The following is a 15,735-nucleotide window of genomic DNA, read 5'->3' on the forward strand; positions in this document are numbered from 1 at the left end:
GTATTATTAATGTAGTACAATAATATAATAAGACAGATGAAATGTCAAGCATGTCTTGCCTTTTTTTTCGTATGCAGTTAAACTTAGTTCTGGATAAAGGCAGTCCTGCCGGGGCGGGCTGCTGTTTCGGGAAAAGGAGGCTGCCATGACGGACCAGTATGGAAGACAGATCGATTATATGAGGATTTCTGTGACGGACCGCTGTAATCTGCGCTGTATCTACTGCATGCCCGAGGAGGGGGTGGAGCAGACCTCCCACGGAGAAATCCTCACCTACGGGGAGATCGCGAGGGTAGCGAAGGCTGCGGCGGGGCTTGGCGTTACCCGGGTCAGACTGACAGGGGGAGAGCCACTTGTGAGGAGAGATCTGGGCAGACTGGTGTCTATGCTGACGGCTCTCGACCAGGTGGAGGAGGTGGCCCTGACCACCAACGGCGTCCTCCTGGGGGAGCAGATCGAGGAGCTGGCGGCAGCAGGCCTGGGCTCTGTGAACATCAGCCTGGATACCCTGGAGCGGGAGCAGTATGCCTGTGTTGCCAGGAGAGACGAACTGGACAGGGTCCTCCTGAGCCTGGAGAAGATGAGAGAGTATCCATGGATACAGGTAAAGCTCAACTGTGTCCCCCTGGCCGGGTACAATGAGGACCAGTGGTGCCGCCTGGCGGAGCTGGCAGGGGAGAGGGATATGGACGTCCGGTTCATCGAGATGATGCCCCTGGGACTTGGGGAAAAATTCCCTCTGTGCAGCCAGGAGACAGTGCTTCAAAGGCTGCGGGAGGCATTTGGGCCTGAAAGGCCGGCCAAGGGGAAAGATGCTCTGGCCGGAAGAGGCCCTGCCTTCTACGTGACCTTTGAGGGCTTCCGGGGCAGGGTGGGATTTATCAGTGCGCTCTCCCACAAGTTCTGCGGCTCCTGTAACCGGGTCCGGCTCAGCGCGGAGGGGTTCCTAAAGCCCTGCCTCCAGTATGAGGGGGGGACGGATCTGCGGCGGCTCCTCCGGCAGGGGGCGTCTGAACAGGAGATTGCCGGCGCGATCCGGCAGGCAGTCTGGGAGAAGCCGGCCTGCCACCAGTTTGAACAGCCCCGGGGGGAGGGAACAGAGAAGAAAAACATGAACAGGATCGGAGGATAAAAGATTGAGCAGACTTTTGGAGATATGTATCAGCAAAGAGAGAGGAACCGCCAAGGTCCCTGTGGGGGAGGCTGTCCTCATGGAGGGCTGGGGACTGGAGGGGGATGCCCACGCGGGAAACTGGCACCGCCAGGTGAGCCTTCTCTCTTTTGAGAAGATAGAGGAGTTCCGCAGGAGAGGAGCAGAGGTAGACCCGGGTGCCTTTGGGGAAAATCTTATTATAGAAGGGATGGAGCTCAGGGCGCTTCCGGTGGGCACCCGCTTCCACATCGGGGAGGCGGTCCTTGAGCTGACCCAGATCGGCAAGGAATGCCACAGCCACTGCGAAATATATAAGAAGATGGGGGACTGCATCATGCCAAGAGAGGGCGTGTTTGCCCAGGTGATAAAGGGGGGGCGCATCCAAAAGGGAGACCAGGTGCAAGCAGAGATGCCTGCGCCGGACCTTCCTTTTACCGCGGCTGTGATCACCCTCAGCGACAAGGGAGCCAAGGGGGAACGGGAGGACAGGAGCGGCCCGCTGGTGGCCGGGATGCTGGCGCAGGCGGGCTATGAGGTCAAAGAGCAGCTGCTCCTGGCCGATGGTGTGGAACCTCTGAAGAGCCAGCTCATCCGTCTGGCGGACCAGCGGCAGGTCCATGTGATCTTTACCACGGGGGGCACCGGCTTTTCGCCCAGGGACCTGACACCGGAAGCCACCATCGCTGCCTGCGACCGGATGGCTGACGGCATCGCGCAGGCCATACGGAACTATTCCATGTCCATCACCCCAAGGGCTATGTTCAGCCGGGCTGTGTCCGGCATCCGCGGCGGGACGTTGATCGTCAATCTCCCTGGCAGCCCCAAGGCGGTGAGAGAGGCGCTGGACTATCTTCTTCCTCATTTGGACCATGGATTGGAGATCCTGAGGGGGACGGCCCGGGAATGTGCCCGCGATTACGAAAAATAGAGAGAAAATTCCCGCTTGTCTTTAGCGGCAGATGAGAGTAAACTGATGCTAGAACGACAGCCCGGGCAGGGCAGGAGGAGAGAGAGATGAAGATTTACGACACAGTAAAAAAGGAAGACGTGGAGATCGCTGATCACAAGGAGCTCATCAAGATCATGCAGGACGGACGCCAGGTGGATCTGTACCTGAAGGAGAAAAAGTCGGATGAGGACGGGTACATGACCTGGGATGTGGAGCACTGGTCCAGCGTTGCCCCCAAGCGCTTTATCCGCTGCTATTCCCTGGAGGGAAGAGTGCTGGGAGAGTCGACGGGCCACAATATCTACGACCTGGAGAACGAATTCCGCCCTGCGGAGGCTGCAAAGATCGAACTGAGCTAAAAGAGCGTGCTGAGAGCGGACATGCAAAGAGAAGATCCCGGAGAAGAGAAAATGGCTCCGAGGTCTTCTTTTTTTACTCTTTTGAAGCTGGAGAGGACGATGTGACCCGGAGCACTTCCTGCATATCCTCCGGCAGGGGGGCAGTGAATTCCACAGGTTCCCCGGTCATGGGATGGGGGAAGGACAGCCGGTGGGAGTGGAGAGCCTGCCGGCTGATGTGCGTCATATCCGGATTGTACAGGTAGTCTCCGATGAGAGGATAGCCCAGATACTGCATGTGGACCCGGATCTGGTGGGTGCGGCCGGTTTCCAGCTTCAGTTTTACAAGGCTGTGGGGACCGTAGTGCCCCAGCGTCTCATAGTGAGTGACCGCCTCCTCCCCCTTTTCAAGATCCACCATCCGCTCGATGATGGAGGTGCCCTTGCGGGCTAAAGGGGCACAGATGGTGCCGGCGGAGGGGGATACGTGTCCGGATACAATGGCCAGATACTCCCGCTCCAGGATCTTTTCTGCTGTCATGGTGGAGAGGATGCCGGCGCTGACCAGGTGCTTCGCCACCACCGTGAGGCCGGAGGTGTCCCGGTCCAGCCGGTTGGAGCAGCGGAAGATGAAGGGCTTTTCCTGCTCTTTGTAGTACCAGGCCAGGGCATTGGCCAGGGTGTTTGTGTAGTTGTTCATGGAGGGATGGACGGGCATGCCGGCGGGCTTGTTGAGGACGATGATGTCCTCGTCCTCATAGACGATATCCAGCGGCAGATGGATGGGCGGGATTTTTTCAGAGACGCCGGCCTCGCGGATGCGCACGGTCAGTGCGTCCCCCTCCTGGACCTGTCGGCGCATATAATAAGGTACACCATTTACAAGGATGCTCTCGGGCATCCTTTTTATGGAGGAAAGATTCTGGCGGGAGTAGCCCTTCCGCCGGAGCACCTGCTCCACCCGAAGGCCGTCCTCTTTATTCCCTATTATATATGAAATGGTCCTGTCCATCCTTTTGTCCTCCTTCTCGGTCCTGACCTCCTGTTTTTCTCTCGGCCCGGTCTGCAGCTCCGGTCCTCTGCGCGCCGCGGGAAGGCGTGGTCAGAATCTGAGTATAGCATATAAAATAAGAATTTTCACAAATTTCCTGTAAAGTATAAAAAAATTGTAAATCCTGTTGACAAATAAAAACCAGAGTGATAGATTAATAACCGTAGAGATTAGCACTCGTACAAAATGAGTGCTAACAATACAAAAGGAGGCAGTAAGGATGCAGGTCAAAGACAGGCTGGGTGAGAGAAAACTGAAAATCCTTCATGCGATCATCCAGAACTATCTGGAGACGGGCGAGCCGGTAGGCTCCAGGACCATTTCCAAATACACGGACCTGAACTTGAGCTCTGCGACGATCCGCAATGAGATGGCGGACCTGGAAGAGCTGGGATATATCCTGCAGCCCCATACATCAGCGGGAAGGATCCCTTCCGACAAGGGATACCGCTTATATGTGGATATGCTGATGGAGGAGAAGGAACAGGAGCTCAATGAGATGCAGGAGCAGATGCTGGATAAGGCAGACAAGATGGAGCAGCTCCTGAAGCAGGCCGCAAGAGTCCTGGCGGTAAACACCAACTATGCGACCATGGTTTCCACTCCCATGAACAGCGCCAACAAGCTGAAGTTCATCCAGCTTTCCCAGGTGGACGATGAGCAGATCATTGCGGTGATCGTGCTTGGAGGAAATGTTATCAAGAACAAGATCATCAATGTAGATGAGCCGCTTGGCAATGAAAATCTCCTGAAGCTGAACATGCTGCTCAACACAACGCTGAACGGTATGTCCATTGAGGAGATCAACCTGGGACTGATAGCAAGGCTGAAGGAGCAGGCGGGCATCCACAGTGCGGTGATCAGCGATGTGCTCGACGCGGTGGCGGACGCTATCCAGGTAGACGAGGATATGCAGATCTACACAAGCGGAGCCACGAATATTTTCAAATATCCGGAGCTCAGTGACAAGAAGAGCGCACAGGAGATCATCAGTGCCTTTGAGGAGAAGCAGCAGCTCACGGAGCTGGTCACGCAGACCCTTTCCCAGGAGGACAACACAGGCATCCAGGTGTATATCGGAGACGAGACGCCGGTGCAGACCATGAAGGACTGCAGTGTCGTCACCGCCACCTATGAATTGGGGGACGGCATGAAGGGAACGATAGGTATCATCGGGCCGAAGCGGATGGATTACGAGCATGTACTGAAATCGCTGAAGCACCTGCAGGGCGAGCTGGATGCGATTTTCCATAATAAAGAATAAGAAAGGTGGATGGACCCTTGGAAGAAAATAAAAACAATCAGGAAGAAGTAAAACAGGAAAAAAGCCAGGAGGAGATGGTAAAGGAGGCCGTGGAAGAGGCTAAGAAGACCGCCTCCGCCCAGGGGGATCCTGGTGACGGCGAGATTCCCGTTGAGGACGGGGAGAAGGAGGAGAAGGCCGGAGCAGACGGCCAGGAGGAGTCTGAGGAGGCTTCCCCGGAGGAAGACAAGGCCGAGGGAAAGAAGCTCTTTGGAAGAAAGAAGAAAGATAAAAAAGATGAGAAGATCGAGGAGCTGACAGATAAGCTCACAAGACAGATGGCTGAGTTTGATAACTTCCGCAAGCGCACAGAGAGGGAGAAATCCCAGATGTACGAGGTTGGAGCGAAAGATATCATAGAGAAGATCCTCCCCGTGGTGGACAGCTTTGAGAGAGGACTGGACGCGGTGAAAGCGGAGGAGAAGGACCACCCCTTCATGCAGGGCATGGATAAGGTCTACAAACAGATGATGACCGCACTGAATGAGATGGGCGTGAAGCCTATCGAGGCGGTGGGGCAGGAATTCAACCCGGATTTCCACAACGCAGTAATGCACGTGGAGGACGAGGAACTGGGCGAAAATATAGTAGCCGAGGAATTCCAGAAGGGCTACATGTACCGTGACAGTGTTGTGAGACACAGCATGGTGAAGGTGGCAAACTAGAAAGCTGACAAGTAAAATTAAAATATAACAGGAGGAATAAGATCATGGGAAAAATCATTGGTATTGACTTAGGTACAACGAACAGTTGTGTTGCCGTAATGGAAGGCGGACAGCCGGTAGTCATCGCTAATACAGAAGGCGCAAGAACAACACCGTCTGTAGTTGCATTCACAAAGACGGGAGAGCGTCTGGTAGGTGAGCCTGCAAAACGCCAGGCAGTCACAAACGCTGAGAAGACAATTTCTTCTATCAAGAGAGAGATGGGAACAGATTACAAGGTAGAGATTGACGGAAAGAAATATTCTCCGCAGGAGATCTCCGCTATGATCCTTCAGAAGCTGAAGGCTGACGCGGAGGGATACCTTGGAGAGAAAGTGACAGAGGCTGTCATCACAGTTCCTGCTTACTTCAACGACGCTCAGCGCCAGGCTACAAAAGATGCCGGCAAGATCGCAGGCCTGGATGTAAAACGTATCATCAACGAGCCTACGGCAGCAGCCCTGGCATACGGCCTTGACAATGAGAAAGAGCAGAAGATCATGGTATATGACCTCGGCGGCGGTACGTTCGATGTATCTATCATCGAGATTGGTGACGGTGTCATCGAGGTCCTCTCCACAGCCGGAAACAACAGGCTGGGCGGTGATGACTTCGACCAGAAGATCACAGACTATATGATCTCTGAGTTCAAGAGAATGGAGGGTGTTGACCTTTCCACAGACAAGATGGCTCTCCAGAGACTGAAAGAGGCGGCTGAGAAAGCGAAGAAAGAGCTCTCCTCCGCTACAACAACAAACATCAACCTTCCGTTCATCACAGCTACAGCTGAGGGACCGAAGCACTTTGATATGAACCTTACAAGAGCAAAATTCGACGAGCTGACACACGACCTGGTAGAGAAGACAGCAGAGCCTGTACAGAGAGCTCTCTCCGATGCAGGTATCACAGCTTCCGAGCTGGGCCAGGTACTGCTGGTAGGCGGTTCCACACGTATCCCGGCTGTACAGGACAAGGTAAAACAGCTCACAGGCAAAGAGCCCAGCAAATCCCTGAACCCTGACGAGTGCGTGGCACTTGGTGCTTCTATCCAGGGCGGAAAGCTTTCCGGAGACGCCGGCGCAGGTGACATCCTTCTTCTGGATGTTACTCCGCTGTCCCTTTCCATCGAGACAATGGGCGGTGTCGCTACAAGGCTGATCGAGAGAAATACAACAATTCCTACAAAGAAGAGCCAGATCTTCTCCACAGCGGCAGACAACCAGACAGCTGTTGACATCAATGTGGTACAGGGTGAGAGACAGTTCGCAAGAGACAACAAGTCCCTCGGCCAGTTCAGACTGGACGGAATCCCGCCGGCACCGCGCGGAATCCCGCAGATTGAAGTTACATTCGATATCGATGCAAACGGTATTGTAAATGTTTCCGCTAAGGACCTTGGAACAGGAAAAGAGCAGCACATCACCATCACAGCAGGTTCCAACATGTCTGATGAAGAGATCGACAAGGCTGTAAAAGAGGCAGCAGCTTTCGAGGCGCAGGACAAGAAGCGCAAAGAAGGTATTGACACAAAGAACGATGCGGACGCCTTTGTATTCCAGACAGAGAAAGCTCTCGAGGAAGTAGGCGACAAGATCGACGCTTCCGAGAAGGCAGCTGTGGAAGCTGACTGCAAGGCTCTGAAAGAGTTACTGGAAAAAGTAAACATGGATGATATATCTGATGCACAGATCGCGGAGATCAAAGCCGGCAAAGAAAAACTGACACAGAGCGCTCAGAAGGTATTTGCAAAGATGTATGAGCAGATGGGAGCTGGCGCAAACGCAGGTGCCGGAGCAGGCCCGAACCCGGGAGCAGGCGCTGGCACAGGAGCCGGAGCAGGTCCGGAGGGCTACGGCAGCGATGATGTGGTAGACGGAGATTACAAAGAAGTCTAAGAGGCAGAGCTGTCAGGCAGGCCTGGACCAGGATAGAGTCTTGTAAGACTTCACAGGAAAATCGTTCTGCGGAATTCGAAAGGTGGAGGGTTCCACTTCTTGCGGATCCCGCAGAACTTTGTGTGCAGGTACTGTGCCCGGGCGGCTTCAGATACGGCACTTTCCCTGAATAAAACGAAAGGTTGATAGAGAATGGCAGAGTCAAAGAGAGATTACTATGAGGTGCTGGGCGTCAGCAGGGATGCGGACGAGGCAACTCTGAAAAAGGCATACAGGAAGGTGGCAAAAAAGTATCATCCTGATGTAAATCCCGGCGATAAAGAGGCAGAAAAGAAATTCAAGGAGGCTTCTGAGGCTTATGCAGTCTTGAGCGACCCGGAAAAGAGGCGTCAGTATGACCAGTTCGGCCACGCCGCATTCGAGGGCGGAGCTGGCGGAGCAGGAGGCTTTGGAGGCTTCGATTTCAGCGGTGCAGATTTCAGTGATATCTTCGGCGACATCTTCGGCGATCTGTTTGGCGGAGGCCGAAGAGGCGGAAGAGGAAGCCAGGGCCCCATGAAAGGCATGAACATCCGCAAGGGCGTACGGATCACATTCGAGGAGGCTGTATTCGGCTGCGAGAAGGAGATAGAGGTTGTCCTGAAGGATCCCTGCCCGAAGTGCAATGGGACCGGAGCAAAGCCCGGTACATCTCCCCAGACCTGTCCCAAGTGCGGCGGAAAGGGGCAGGTGGTCTACACCCAGCAGTCCTTCTTCGGCACAGTGCAGAATGTGCAGACATGTCCTGACTGTCACGGCAGCGGGCAGATCATCAAGGACAAGTGTCCGGACTGTGGCGGCACAGGCTATATTTCCAGCAAAAAGAAGATTGCCGTGTCCATCCCGGCCGGTATAGACAACAGCCAGAGCGTCCGCATCCGGGAGAAGGGCGAGCCCGGCGTAAATGGCGGCCCCAGAGGCGATCTGCTCGTGGAGGTTGCGGTGTCCCGCCATCCTATTTTTATGCGACAGGATATGAACATCTTTTCTACCGTGCCTATCTCCTTTGCACAGGCGGCACTGGGCGGTGATATCCGAATAAAGACAGTGGATGGAGATGTTGTGTACAACGTAAAGGCAGGCACAAAGACAGACACAAAAGTCCGCCTGCGCGGAAAGGGCGTGCCCTCTGTGCGCAATTCCCAGGTGAGAGGCGACCACTATGTGACGCTGGTCATCCAGACACCGGAGCACCTGAGCGCGGAAGCCAAAGAAGCCCTGCGCCAGTTTGATGCCCTCTCCGGCAACACGCTGAACCAGACACCGGAGGAGCTGGAAAATCACAAGAAAAAGAAAAAGGGATTTATGGATAAAGTGAAGGAGGCCTTTGATGATTAGTCATCAGGGCCTCCCTTTTATACAGTCGTTTTGTGCAGTCGTCTTATACGGCAGCTCTATATGGTCGTGTCCCTGCGGATCAGCACCGGCGGGATGACCCTGTGGACCGGTTCCCTCTGGGGTGCCGGTCTTCTCTTTTTCCGCTCTGCCATCTGTTCAGACAGGAGCTCCATGGCCTGGTCTGCAATGACGGAGACCTGCTGTCCCACTGTGCTGATGGGGATGACTGCCTCCCGCGAGATAGGAGAGTTGTCAAAGCCGATGATTTGGTAGGTGTCCGGCAGTTTTCCGTATTTTTGCATGAGGGCGTTGAGGAGCACGTTTGCATGAGTGTCGTTGGGCATGAAGACACCTTTTTTCTGGGCGGGATATTTCTCCTCCATATAGTCTATCAGCTCCAGCACCTTTGCCTTGTTTTCATCGAACGTATTTCCCATGTGAGTCAGGATGAGCTCGTAGGGGACGTGATAATCCCGGCAGGTGTCCTCAAAGCCGTGGACACGGCCGGAGGCGGGGACGGAGTCGGGCATTTTGGCATTTACGTGGATCAGGATGTCGCAGCCGCTTTTTCGCAGGAGCCCGGCAGCCTGGACGCCGCCCATGTAGTTGTCCGTGTTGACGCTGGATATGAACTCGTCCTCCCGCTCGATACCCACCACTGGGACGTGGTAGGAGGCCAGCTCCCGGGAGGAGATAGTGGGGCTTAGGATGATCATGCCCTCTATATTGTAGGCCAGCAGCTCCTCGATGTATCTGCGCTCCACATCAGCTTTGGCATTTCCCGAGAAGACGAGAAACTTGTAGCCGTATGTCTCGTAGGTGGCTAAAATCTGGCTGAGCATCTCCGAGTAGTAGTGCATGTACAGGTTGGGGATGATGATGCCCACAAACTCTGTCTGGCCGCTGGCCAGGATACGCCCCACCTTGTTCTCCTTATAGTCCAGAGCTACCAGGGCGTCCGCGATCTTCTGCTGGTTCTCCAGGGTGAGGGAGTCCGGGTTGTTGAAGTAGCGGGAGATGGTCGTCTTGGAAAAGCCGGTGTAGGCCGCTATGTCTGCAAATGTCACTTTTTTCGCTTTCATATGATTTCCGATCCCCTTTTCTTTGGCTCCCCGGAGGAAGCAGGTTTAAATACTGCTTGTAGTATAACAGAAAAAAGACCGTATAATCAATAAAGTAACCGGTAACAAAACCGGTTTTGTGAAAGGTGCACAAATTGGAGGGATAAAAAATGGCAGAAGCGACGAAACCCCATTTTTCTGTTGACATCCGGCTTTCAGAGGGATATGATTTTATTAAAGGAACCGGTTACTTAACCGGTAACTAAAACGGTTACACACAAATAATCTATAAAGGAGGAGATGTGATGAAGAAATGGAGGCTGTGCCTGACCGGGGTGGTCCTGGCGGCGGCCTGCCTCACCGGCTGTCAGCAGAAAGACCCGCAGCCGGGGGAGGTGGCAGGCTACGATGAGGGGGAGGAATACCTCTCCATATGGGTCCACTCCATCGAGGACACAGAGGAAGGACAGGCCTACAAGGAGTCTGTGGACACCTTCAACGAGGCCTACGACGGGCAGTATTTCGCGGATATCGAGTTCGTGCCCAGGAACGACAGCGGGGGAGGCTACTCGGACAAAGTCAACGCCTCCGTCATGTCGGGGGGACTGCCGGACGTGCTCACTGTGGACGGGCCCAATATCTCGGCCTACGCGGCCAACGGGATCATCCAGCCCCTGGCGGACCTGACCGAGGAGGAGGAGAGCGAGTACCTGCCCTCCATCATCGAGCAGGGGACAGTAAACGATGAGCTGTACGCCCTGGGAGTCATGGAGTCCAGCGTGGGCTTCTACTATAACAAGGACATCATCGAGGAGGCGGGCATCGAGATACCGGATGCGGACCATCCCTGGACCTGGTCCCAGTTCCTCGAGATCCTGGAGGAGTTGAAGCCCCTCATGGAGGAGAAGGACGGGTACTGCCTGGATATGACCTTCCCGGTGGGCGAGACGAGCATCTACTACTACGCGCCCTTCGTGTGGTCCGGCGGCGGTGAGCTTGTCAGCGACGACGGGCTGACAGTGGACGGATATTTCAACTCAGACCAGACTAAGGAGGCCATGGAGTTCTTCCGGACTGTCGTAGAAAATGGCTACATGTCCGAGGCCCCCATCGACCACCTCTTTGAGAGCGGGCGGGCGGCCTTCAAGTTCGACGGGGCCTGGGAGGTCAACACCGTGTACACCAGCTACCCGGATCTCAACCTGGGCGTGGCGCCCTATGTGGTCAGCGACGACTGGGACGGCGGGACCTACACGCCCACGGGCTCCTGGGCCTTCGCTGCCTCCTCCGAGGCGACGGACATCGACGCGGCCACAGAGCTGGTGAAGTGGATGAGCGGCGTGGACAGCGGGATCCGCATCTGGGATATGACGAAGAACTTCCCGTCCACCTACGAGGCATTTGAAAACATCGACGTGTTCCAGACAGATGAAAATTACAGCGCCCTGTACCAGCAGCTCACCAACTACGGGCACCCGAGGCCGAAGACGCCGGTCTACCCCCAGGTGAGCACTTCCTTCCAGGAGGTACTGGAGAGCGTGGCCCTGGGAGGCAAGGACGCCCGGACCGAGCTGGATAAGCAGGTGGAACGGATCGATCAGAAACTGGAACGTTATACAAGGGAGTAAGGAATGAAAAAGAAGAATTCAATTTTGGGAATGGCGTTTTTCGGCCCCGCGCTCGTGCTGCTGACCATCTTTCTCTTTCTGCCGATGGCGCTCACATTCGTGTTCAGCTTTACCGACTACTTCGCGCTGAACCCGGAGCTCACCCACTTTGTGGGACTGGAAAACTACTTTAATATTTTTAAGGACGAGCTCTTTGTACAGTCCTTTTTGAACACAGTCAAATTTGTCGTCATCATCGTGCCCTGCCAGTGCATCGGGGCTCTGGTGCTGGCGCTGGCCATCAACAAGGCGGCCCACTGCAAGAAATACTTCAAGGTGGCGTTCTTCGTGCCCGTGGTCATGTCCCTGGCGGTCGTCTCCACCCTGTGGATGCAGATTTACAGCCCGGAGGGCATCCTGAACACGCTGCTTGCCAACTTCGGCATCGACGCCCAGCCCTTTATCCACAGCGCGGACCAGGCGCTCCCCTCCATCGCCGTCATGAGCGTATGGCAGGGCGTGGGCTACCAGATGATCATCTTCCTGGGCGGCCTGCAGAACATCAACCCGGCCCTCTACGAGGCGGCGGAGATGGACCACGCCAGCGCATGGCAGCAGTTTAAGGACATCACCCTGCCGGAGCTGAAGCCCCTGTGCGTGTTCGTGTTCATCACGGTCACCATCGGCGCGTTCCGCATGCTGGTGCAGCCCATGGTCATGACAGGAGGCGGGCCGGACCACTCCACCTACACCATCGTGTACGACATTTACGAGACCGGCACCGTGAACTGGGAGATGGGCCTGGCGTCCACAATGGCTATCGTATTCACCGTATTTGTGGTCATTCTCACGATTATCCAGAATGTACTGACTAAGGACAAGGAGGAGAAAAAGCATGGTATCAAAAAAGCAAAGGCGAATTAACTGGATCCTGGTAGCTGTGCTGCTGGTCCTTTCCATCTTCTTCCTGTTCCCGGTGATCTGGATGCTGGCCAACTCCTTCAAGCCGGACGCGGCAATCACGGCGGACATGAATTCCATCGCGGCCTTCATCCCGCCGGCGCTGGACGGAAATTTCTTTGACAACTACATAGAGATCATCACAAACACCAGTTTCCTGCGGTATATGGGCAACACCCTCCTCTACGCGGCCATCCTGATCGTGCTTGGCATCATTGTGAACGGCCTTGCGGGGTACGCCCTGGCGAAGATAGATTTCCCCTTCCGGGAGCAGTGGCTTTTGATCATCATGATGCTGCTGATCGTGCCCACAGAGACGGTCATCACCATCCACTTCCTGATCATCGCCAAAGCGGGACTTTTGAACACGATCCTGGGCTACATCCTGCCGTCCATCGTCAACCCCTTCAACATCTTCCTGTTCCGGCAGGTGTTCGTAAGCCTCCCGGACGACGTGTACGAGGCGGCGCAGCTGGACTTCTGCGGACCTGTGAAATACTTCTTCACCATGGTCATCCCCATGTCCAAGACAGTGGTGGCGACAGTCAGCGTATTCACGTTCCTGAATGTGTGGAACGACTACCTGTGGCCGGCGCTCGTATTTACATCCAGCGACATGCTGACAGCCCAGATCGGTCTGAACTCCATCACGTCCAATGAAAACACGACGATGGGACAGACTCTCGCGGTCATCACGCTTGTAACAATCCCTGTCATCATCATCTACTCCCTGTTCTCCAAACAGATCGTGGAGGGTGTGACATCAACAGGTTCAAAGGAAGGATAAGAGAAGATGAGTTTCATAGAATTTAAGAATGTATGTAAAAGATATCCCGGATCAGATAAGGACACAGTGGAAAATTTAAATCTCAATATCGAGGAGAAGGAGTTCATCGCCTTCGTCGGCCCCTCCGGCTGCGGCAAGTCCACCACCCTGCGCATGATCGCGGGTTTTGAGGAGATCACCGGGGGAGAGCTGTTCATAGACGGAAAAAAGATGAACGAGGTGGCGCCCAGGGACAGGGGCATCGCCATGGTGTTCCAGAACTATGCCCTCTACCCCCACATGACGGTGGAGAAGAACATCGGCTACGGCCTGAAGAACATGAAAATGCCCGCGGATGAGATCAGGAAGAAGGTGGACTGGGCCATTGAGATGCTGGGCCTGGAGGAGTACCGCTACCGCAAGCCCAAGAACCTCTCCGGCGGCCAGCGCCAGAGGGTGGCCCTCGGAAGGGCCATCGTGAAGAACCAGAAGCTGTTCCTCATGGACGAGCCCCTCTCCAACCTGGACGCCAAGCTCAGGGTCAGCATGAGGACAGAGATCAGCAAGATCCACCGGGAGCTGGGAGCCACCACCATCTACGTCACCCACGACCAGGTGGAGGCCATGACCATGGCGGACCGGATTGTCATCATGAAGGAGGGCGTGATCCAGCAGGTCGGAAAGCCCATGGAGCTCTACGACCACCCGGTGAACCAGTTCGTGGCGGGATTTATCGGTTCGCCCCAGATGAACTTCTTTGACGTGACCGTGGAGGACGGCACGGCGACATTTGCCGACGGCAACTCCATCACCCTCTCGGACGGCACGCTGAAGAAGCTGAACGGACGCCGGGGAGAGATGATTCTGGGCATCCGGGGAGAGGACATCAAGATGGACGCCCAGAACATGGAGATCAACGGGGAGAACCGGCTCCACGCGGTCATCACGGACACAGAGGTCATGGGAAACGAGAACAACCTGTATTTTACCTTCGGCGGGGCCCAGGCGGTGGCCCGGGTGTCCAAGTACGAGATCAGCCAGATCGGCGACCGGATCGACTTCGTGTTCATGCCCTCCAAGATGCATTTCTTTGACAGGGAGACGGGCGTGAACTACATGGAGATGCAGTAAAAAGGCTGTTAGACAGAAAAAAGAAAAAATAGCATTTATTACGGAGGCAGTATGAAGACACAGAGATTACACTTGAAAGCGCCGGACAACTGGGTAAACGACCCCAACGGCTTTATCTACTACAAGGGATACTACCATCTGTTTTATCAGTATTTTCCCTATGGTCCCCGGTGGGGGACCATGCACTGGGGACACGCGGTGAGCAGGGATCTGGTAACCTGGGAGCACAGGGATCTGGCCCTGTACCCCACCATGAGGGAGGACCGGAACGGCTGCTTCTCCGGGAGCGCGGTGGAGAAGGACGGAAAGCTGTACCTCATCTACACCGGCGTCCGGTACGAGGTGGTGAACCCGGAGGACCCTCACACATGCCTGGACGATCAGTTTGAGTCCGCCCAGCTCATGATCTCCTCGGAGGACGGATTTCACTTTGACAACGAGAACGGGAAAAAGGTGATCATCCCCCCCATCACGGACCCGGCCATCGGCGACCGGACCCACACGAGGGACCCCAAGGTCTGGAAGAGCGGGGACCACTGGTATCTCGTCCTCGGGAGCACGGTGGGAGAAAAGTACGGGGAGGTGCTCTTCTACAGGAGCGATGACCTCCACACCTGGACCTACGTGGACAAGGCATTCAAGGGACCCGAGTACGGCTGGATGTGGGAGTGCCCGGACTACTTTGAGACGAAAGGGGGCAAGGTGCTGATCCTCTCCGCCATGGGCTTCCTTAAGAACGGGGAGAAGGAGAAAAACCAGTCTATCTGCTTTCATGTGGAGTTTGACCAGTCCTCCTGCCGGATAGAGATCCCGGATACGTATCAGTTCCTGGACTGCGGCCTGGACCTGTACGCGCCCCAGACGACACTGGACGCGGAGGGGCGGCGGATCCTCTCCGCCTGGGTGAGGATGCCCAAGGTCACGGACGAGGGATGGATCGGCATGTTCTGTACCCCCAGAGTGGTGGAGGTAAGGGACGGGCACATCTTCTTCCCCATGCACCCGAACGTGCGGGCCGCCTACTCGCAGGAGATCCCGGCCGGCTCCCAGCGGGCGAAGGACGGCTACCTTGTCTCACTGGACCTGGAGGACGGGGAGGAGCTTGATGTGGGCGGATTTGTCATCCGCCGGGAGGGCGACCGGATCTGCACGGACCGGAGCGCCGTGTTCCCCTCCTTCCCGGGGGCCCACCTCCGCTCGGAGACGCCGGCCCTGAAGGGCGGCTGCCACCTGGACGTGGTGGTGGACAAAGACCTGGTGGAGGTCTTTGTGAACGAGGGAGAGTGCGTGATCAGCAACGCCGTGTACGGCCTGGAGGACAAGATAGGGTGCAGCGGTGAGGGGAAGAAGATGAGGATGCACATTTTCAGCGCACAGCGCTGACATCCTTGCAGGAGGAAAAGAGATTGTCTCAACCATTTTTAAGCTGCTGTTTTGGAG

The 15,735-nt window shown here is 55.5% G+C and carries 14 protein-coding genes; 12 read left to right on the forward strand and 2 right to left on the reverse strand.

Annotated features, from left to right (window positions below):
- Positions 1–145: 145 nt before the first annotated feature.
- The 3 genes from moaA to B5E62_RS02180 all read left to right on the forward strand — a co-directional run bounded on the left by moaA (position 146) and on the right by B5E62_RS02180 (position 2,461).
- Positions 146–1,132, forward strand: a complete 987-nt coding sequence (gene moaA, locus B5E62_RS02170; protein WP_087173119.1) for a GTP 3',8-cyclase MoaA — start codon at positions 146–148, stop codon at positions 1,130–1,132.
- A 4-nt stretch (positions 1,133–1,136) separates the two neighbouring features.
- Positions 1,137–2,081, forward strand: coding sequence for an MOSC domain-containing protein (locus tag B5E62_RS02175; protein ID WP_087173120.1), 945 nt, complete (start codon positions 1,137–1,139; stop codon positions 2,079–2,081).
- Positions 2,082–2,167: 86 nt separating this feature from the next.
- Positions 2,168–2,461, forward strand: a complete 294-nt coding sequence (locus B5E62_RS02180) for a hypothetical protein (RefSeq protein ID WP_087173121.1) — start codon at positions 2,168–2,170, stop codon at positions 2,459–2,461.
- Positions 2,462–2,534: 73 nt separating this feature from the next.
- Here B5E62_RS02180 and B5E62_RS02185 read toward each other — a convergent pair whose 3' ends face one another.
- A complete protein-coding gene (locus B5E62_RS02185) occupies positions 2,535–3,452 on the reverse strand; it encodes an RluA family pseudouridine synthase (protein WP_087173122.1) in 918 nt (305 codons plus the stop codon).
- Between the two features lie 259 nt (positions 3,453–3,711).
- On the opposite strand from B5E62_RS02185, the gene hrcA reads away from it, so the two are divergent.
- From hrcA to dnaJ, 4 genes are all read left to right on the forward strand, one after another.
- Entirely contained in the window at positions 3,712–4,755 is a 1,044-nt protein-coding gene (gene hrcA / locus B5E62_RS02190; protein WP_087173123.1) for a heat-inducible transcriptional repressor HrcA, read from the forward strand.
- Between the two features lie 74 nt (positions 4,756–4,829).
- Positions 4,830–5,459 carry a nucleotide exchange factor GrpE gene (gene grpE, locus B5E62_RS02195; RefSeq protein ID WP_087173255.1) on the forward strand — a complete coding sequence of 210 codons (630 nt, stop codon included), beginning with the start codon at positions 4,830–4,832 and terminating at the stop codon, positions 5,457–5,459.
- 44 nt (positions 5,460–5,503) lie between these two features.
- On the forward strand, positions 5,504–7,393 hold the full coding sequence (dnaK, locus tag B5E62_RS02200; RefSeq protein ID WP_087173124.1) for a molecular chaperone DnaK: 1,890 nt from the start codon (positions 5,504–5,506) through the stop codon (positions 7,391–7,393).
- 192 nt (positions 7,394–7,585) lie between these two features.
- Positions 7,586–8,770 (forward strand): molecular chaperone DnaJ, encoded by a 1,185-nt coding sequence (dnaJ, locus tag B5E62_RS02205; protein ID WP_087173125.1) that lies wholly within the window; start codon positions 7,586–7,588, stop codon positions 8,768–8,770.
- Between the two features lie 56 nt (positions 8,771–8,826).
- Here dnaJ and B5E62_RS02210 read toward each other — a convergent pair whose 3' ends face one another.
- Positions 8,827–9,852 (reverse strand): LacI family DNA-binding transcriptional regulator, encoded by a 1,026-nt coding sequence (locus B5E62_RS02210; protein ID WP_087173126.1) that lies wholly within the window; start codon positions 9,850–9,852, stop codon positions 8,827–8,829.
- Positions 9,853–10,136: 284 nt separating this feature from the next.
- Here B5E62_RS02210 and B5E62_RS02215 point away from each other — a divergent pair, with 284 nt between their 5' ends.
- The 5 genes from B5E62_RS02215 to B5E62_RS02235 are packed head-to-tail and all read left to right on the forward strand — an operon-like array spanning position 10,137 to position 15,678.
- The gene (locus B5E62_RS02215) at positions 10,137–11,459 is read left to right on the forward strand and encodes an ABC transporter substrate-binding protein (RefSeq protein WP_087173127.1); all 1,323 of its coding nucleotides are present in this window, start codon (positions 10,137–10,139) and stop codon (positions 11,457–11,459) included.
- A gap of 3 nt (positions 11,460–11,462) precedes the next feature.
- Complete coding sequence (locus B5E62_RS02220) at positions 11,463–12,362, forward strand: carbohydrate ABC transporter permease (RefSeq protein ID WP_087173128.1); 900 nt, start codon at positions 11,463–11,465, stop codon at positions 12,360–12,362.
- Positions 12,334–13,185 (forward strand): carbohydrate ABC transporter permease, encoded by an 852-nt coding sequence (locus B5E62_RS02225; protein ID WP_087173129.1) that lies wholly within the window; start codon positions 12,334–12,336, stop codon positions 13,183–13,185. The genes B5E62_RS02220 and B5E62_RS02225 overlap by 29 nt, the downstream gene beginning before the upstream one ends.
- Positions 13,186–13,191: 6 nt before the next feature.
- Positions 13,192–14,295, forward strand: coding sequence for an ABC transporter ATP-binding protein (locus tag B5E62_RS02230; protein ID WP_087173130.1), 1,104 nt, complete (start codon positions 13,192–13,194; stop codon positions 14,293–14,295).
- 51 nt (positions 14,296–14,346) lie between these two features.
- Positions 14,347–15,678, forward strand: coding sequence for a glycoside hydrolase family 32 protein (locus tag B5E62_RS02235; protein WP_087173131.1), 1,332 nt, complete (start codon positions 14,347–14,349; stop codon positions 15,676–15,678).
- Positions 15,679–15,735 lie beyond the last annotated feature (57 nt).

The organism is Lachnoclostridium sp. An118, from assembly GCF_002160985.1.
Lineage (GTDB): Bacteria > Bacillota > Clostridia > Lachnospirales > Lachnospiraceae > Claveliimonas > Claveliimonas stercoravium.

Excerpts from the sequence above, each read along its gene's own strand:
- moaA (WP_087173119.1), top strand. The coding sequence starts at position 146 with ATGACGGACCAGTATGGAAGACAGATCGATTATATGAGGATTTCTGTG.
- B5E62_RS02180 (WP_087173121.1), top strand. The coding sequence starts at position 2,168 with ATGAAGATTTACGACACAGTAAAAAAGGAAGACGTGGAGATCGCTGAT.
- B5E62_RS02185 (WP_087173122.1), bottom strand. The coding sequence starts at position 3,452 with ATGGACAGGACCATTTCATATATAATAGGGAATAAAGAGGACGGCCTT.
- hrcA (WP_087173123.1), top strand. The coding sequence starts at position 3,712 with ATGCAGGTCAAAGACAGGCTGGGTGAGAGAAAACTGAAAATCCTTCAT.
- grpE (WP_087173255.1), top strand. The coding sequence starts at position 4,830 with ATGGTAAAGGAGGCCGTGGAAGAGGCTAAGAAGACCGCCTCCGCCCAG.
- dnaK (WP_087173124.1), top strand. The coding sequence starts at position 5,504 with ATGGGAAAAATCATTGGTATTGACTTAGGTACAACGAACAGTTGTGTT.
- dnaJ (WP_087173125.1), top strand. The coding sequence starts at position 7,586 with ATGGCAGAGTCAAAGAGAGATTACTATGAGGTGCTGGGCGTCAGCAGG.
- B5E62_RS02210 (WP_087173126.1), bottom strand. The coding sequence starts at position 9,852 with ATGAAAGCGAAAAAAGTGACATTTGCAGACATAGCGGCCTACACCGGC.
- B5E62_RS02215 (WP_087173127.1), top strand. The coding sequence starts at position 10,137 with ATGAAGAAATGGAGGCTGTGCCTGACCGGGGTGGTCCTGGCGGCGGCC.
- B5E62_RS02220 (WP_087173128.1), top strand. The coding sequence starts at position 11,463 with ATGAAAAAGAAGAATTCAATTTTGGGAATGGCGTTTTTCGGCCCCGCG.
- B5E62_RS02225 (WP_087173129.1), top strand. The coding sequence starts at position 12,334 with ATGGTATCAAAAAAGCAAAGGCGAATTAACTGGATCCTGGTAGCTGTG.
- B5E62_RS02230 (WP_087173130.1), top strand. The coding sequence starts at position 13,192 with ATGAGTTTCATAGAATTTAAGAATGTATGTAAAAGATATCCCGGATCA.
- B5E62_RS02235 (WP_087173131.1), top strand. The coding sequence starts at position 14,347 with ATGAAGACACAGAGATTACACTTGAAAGCGCCGGACAACTGGGTAAAC.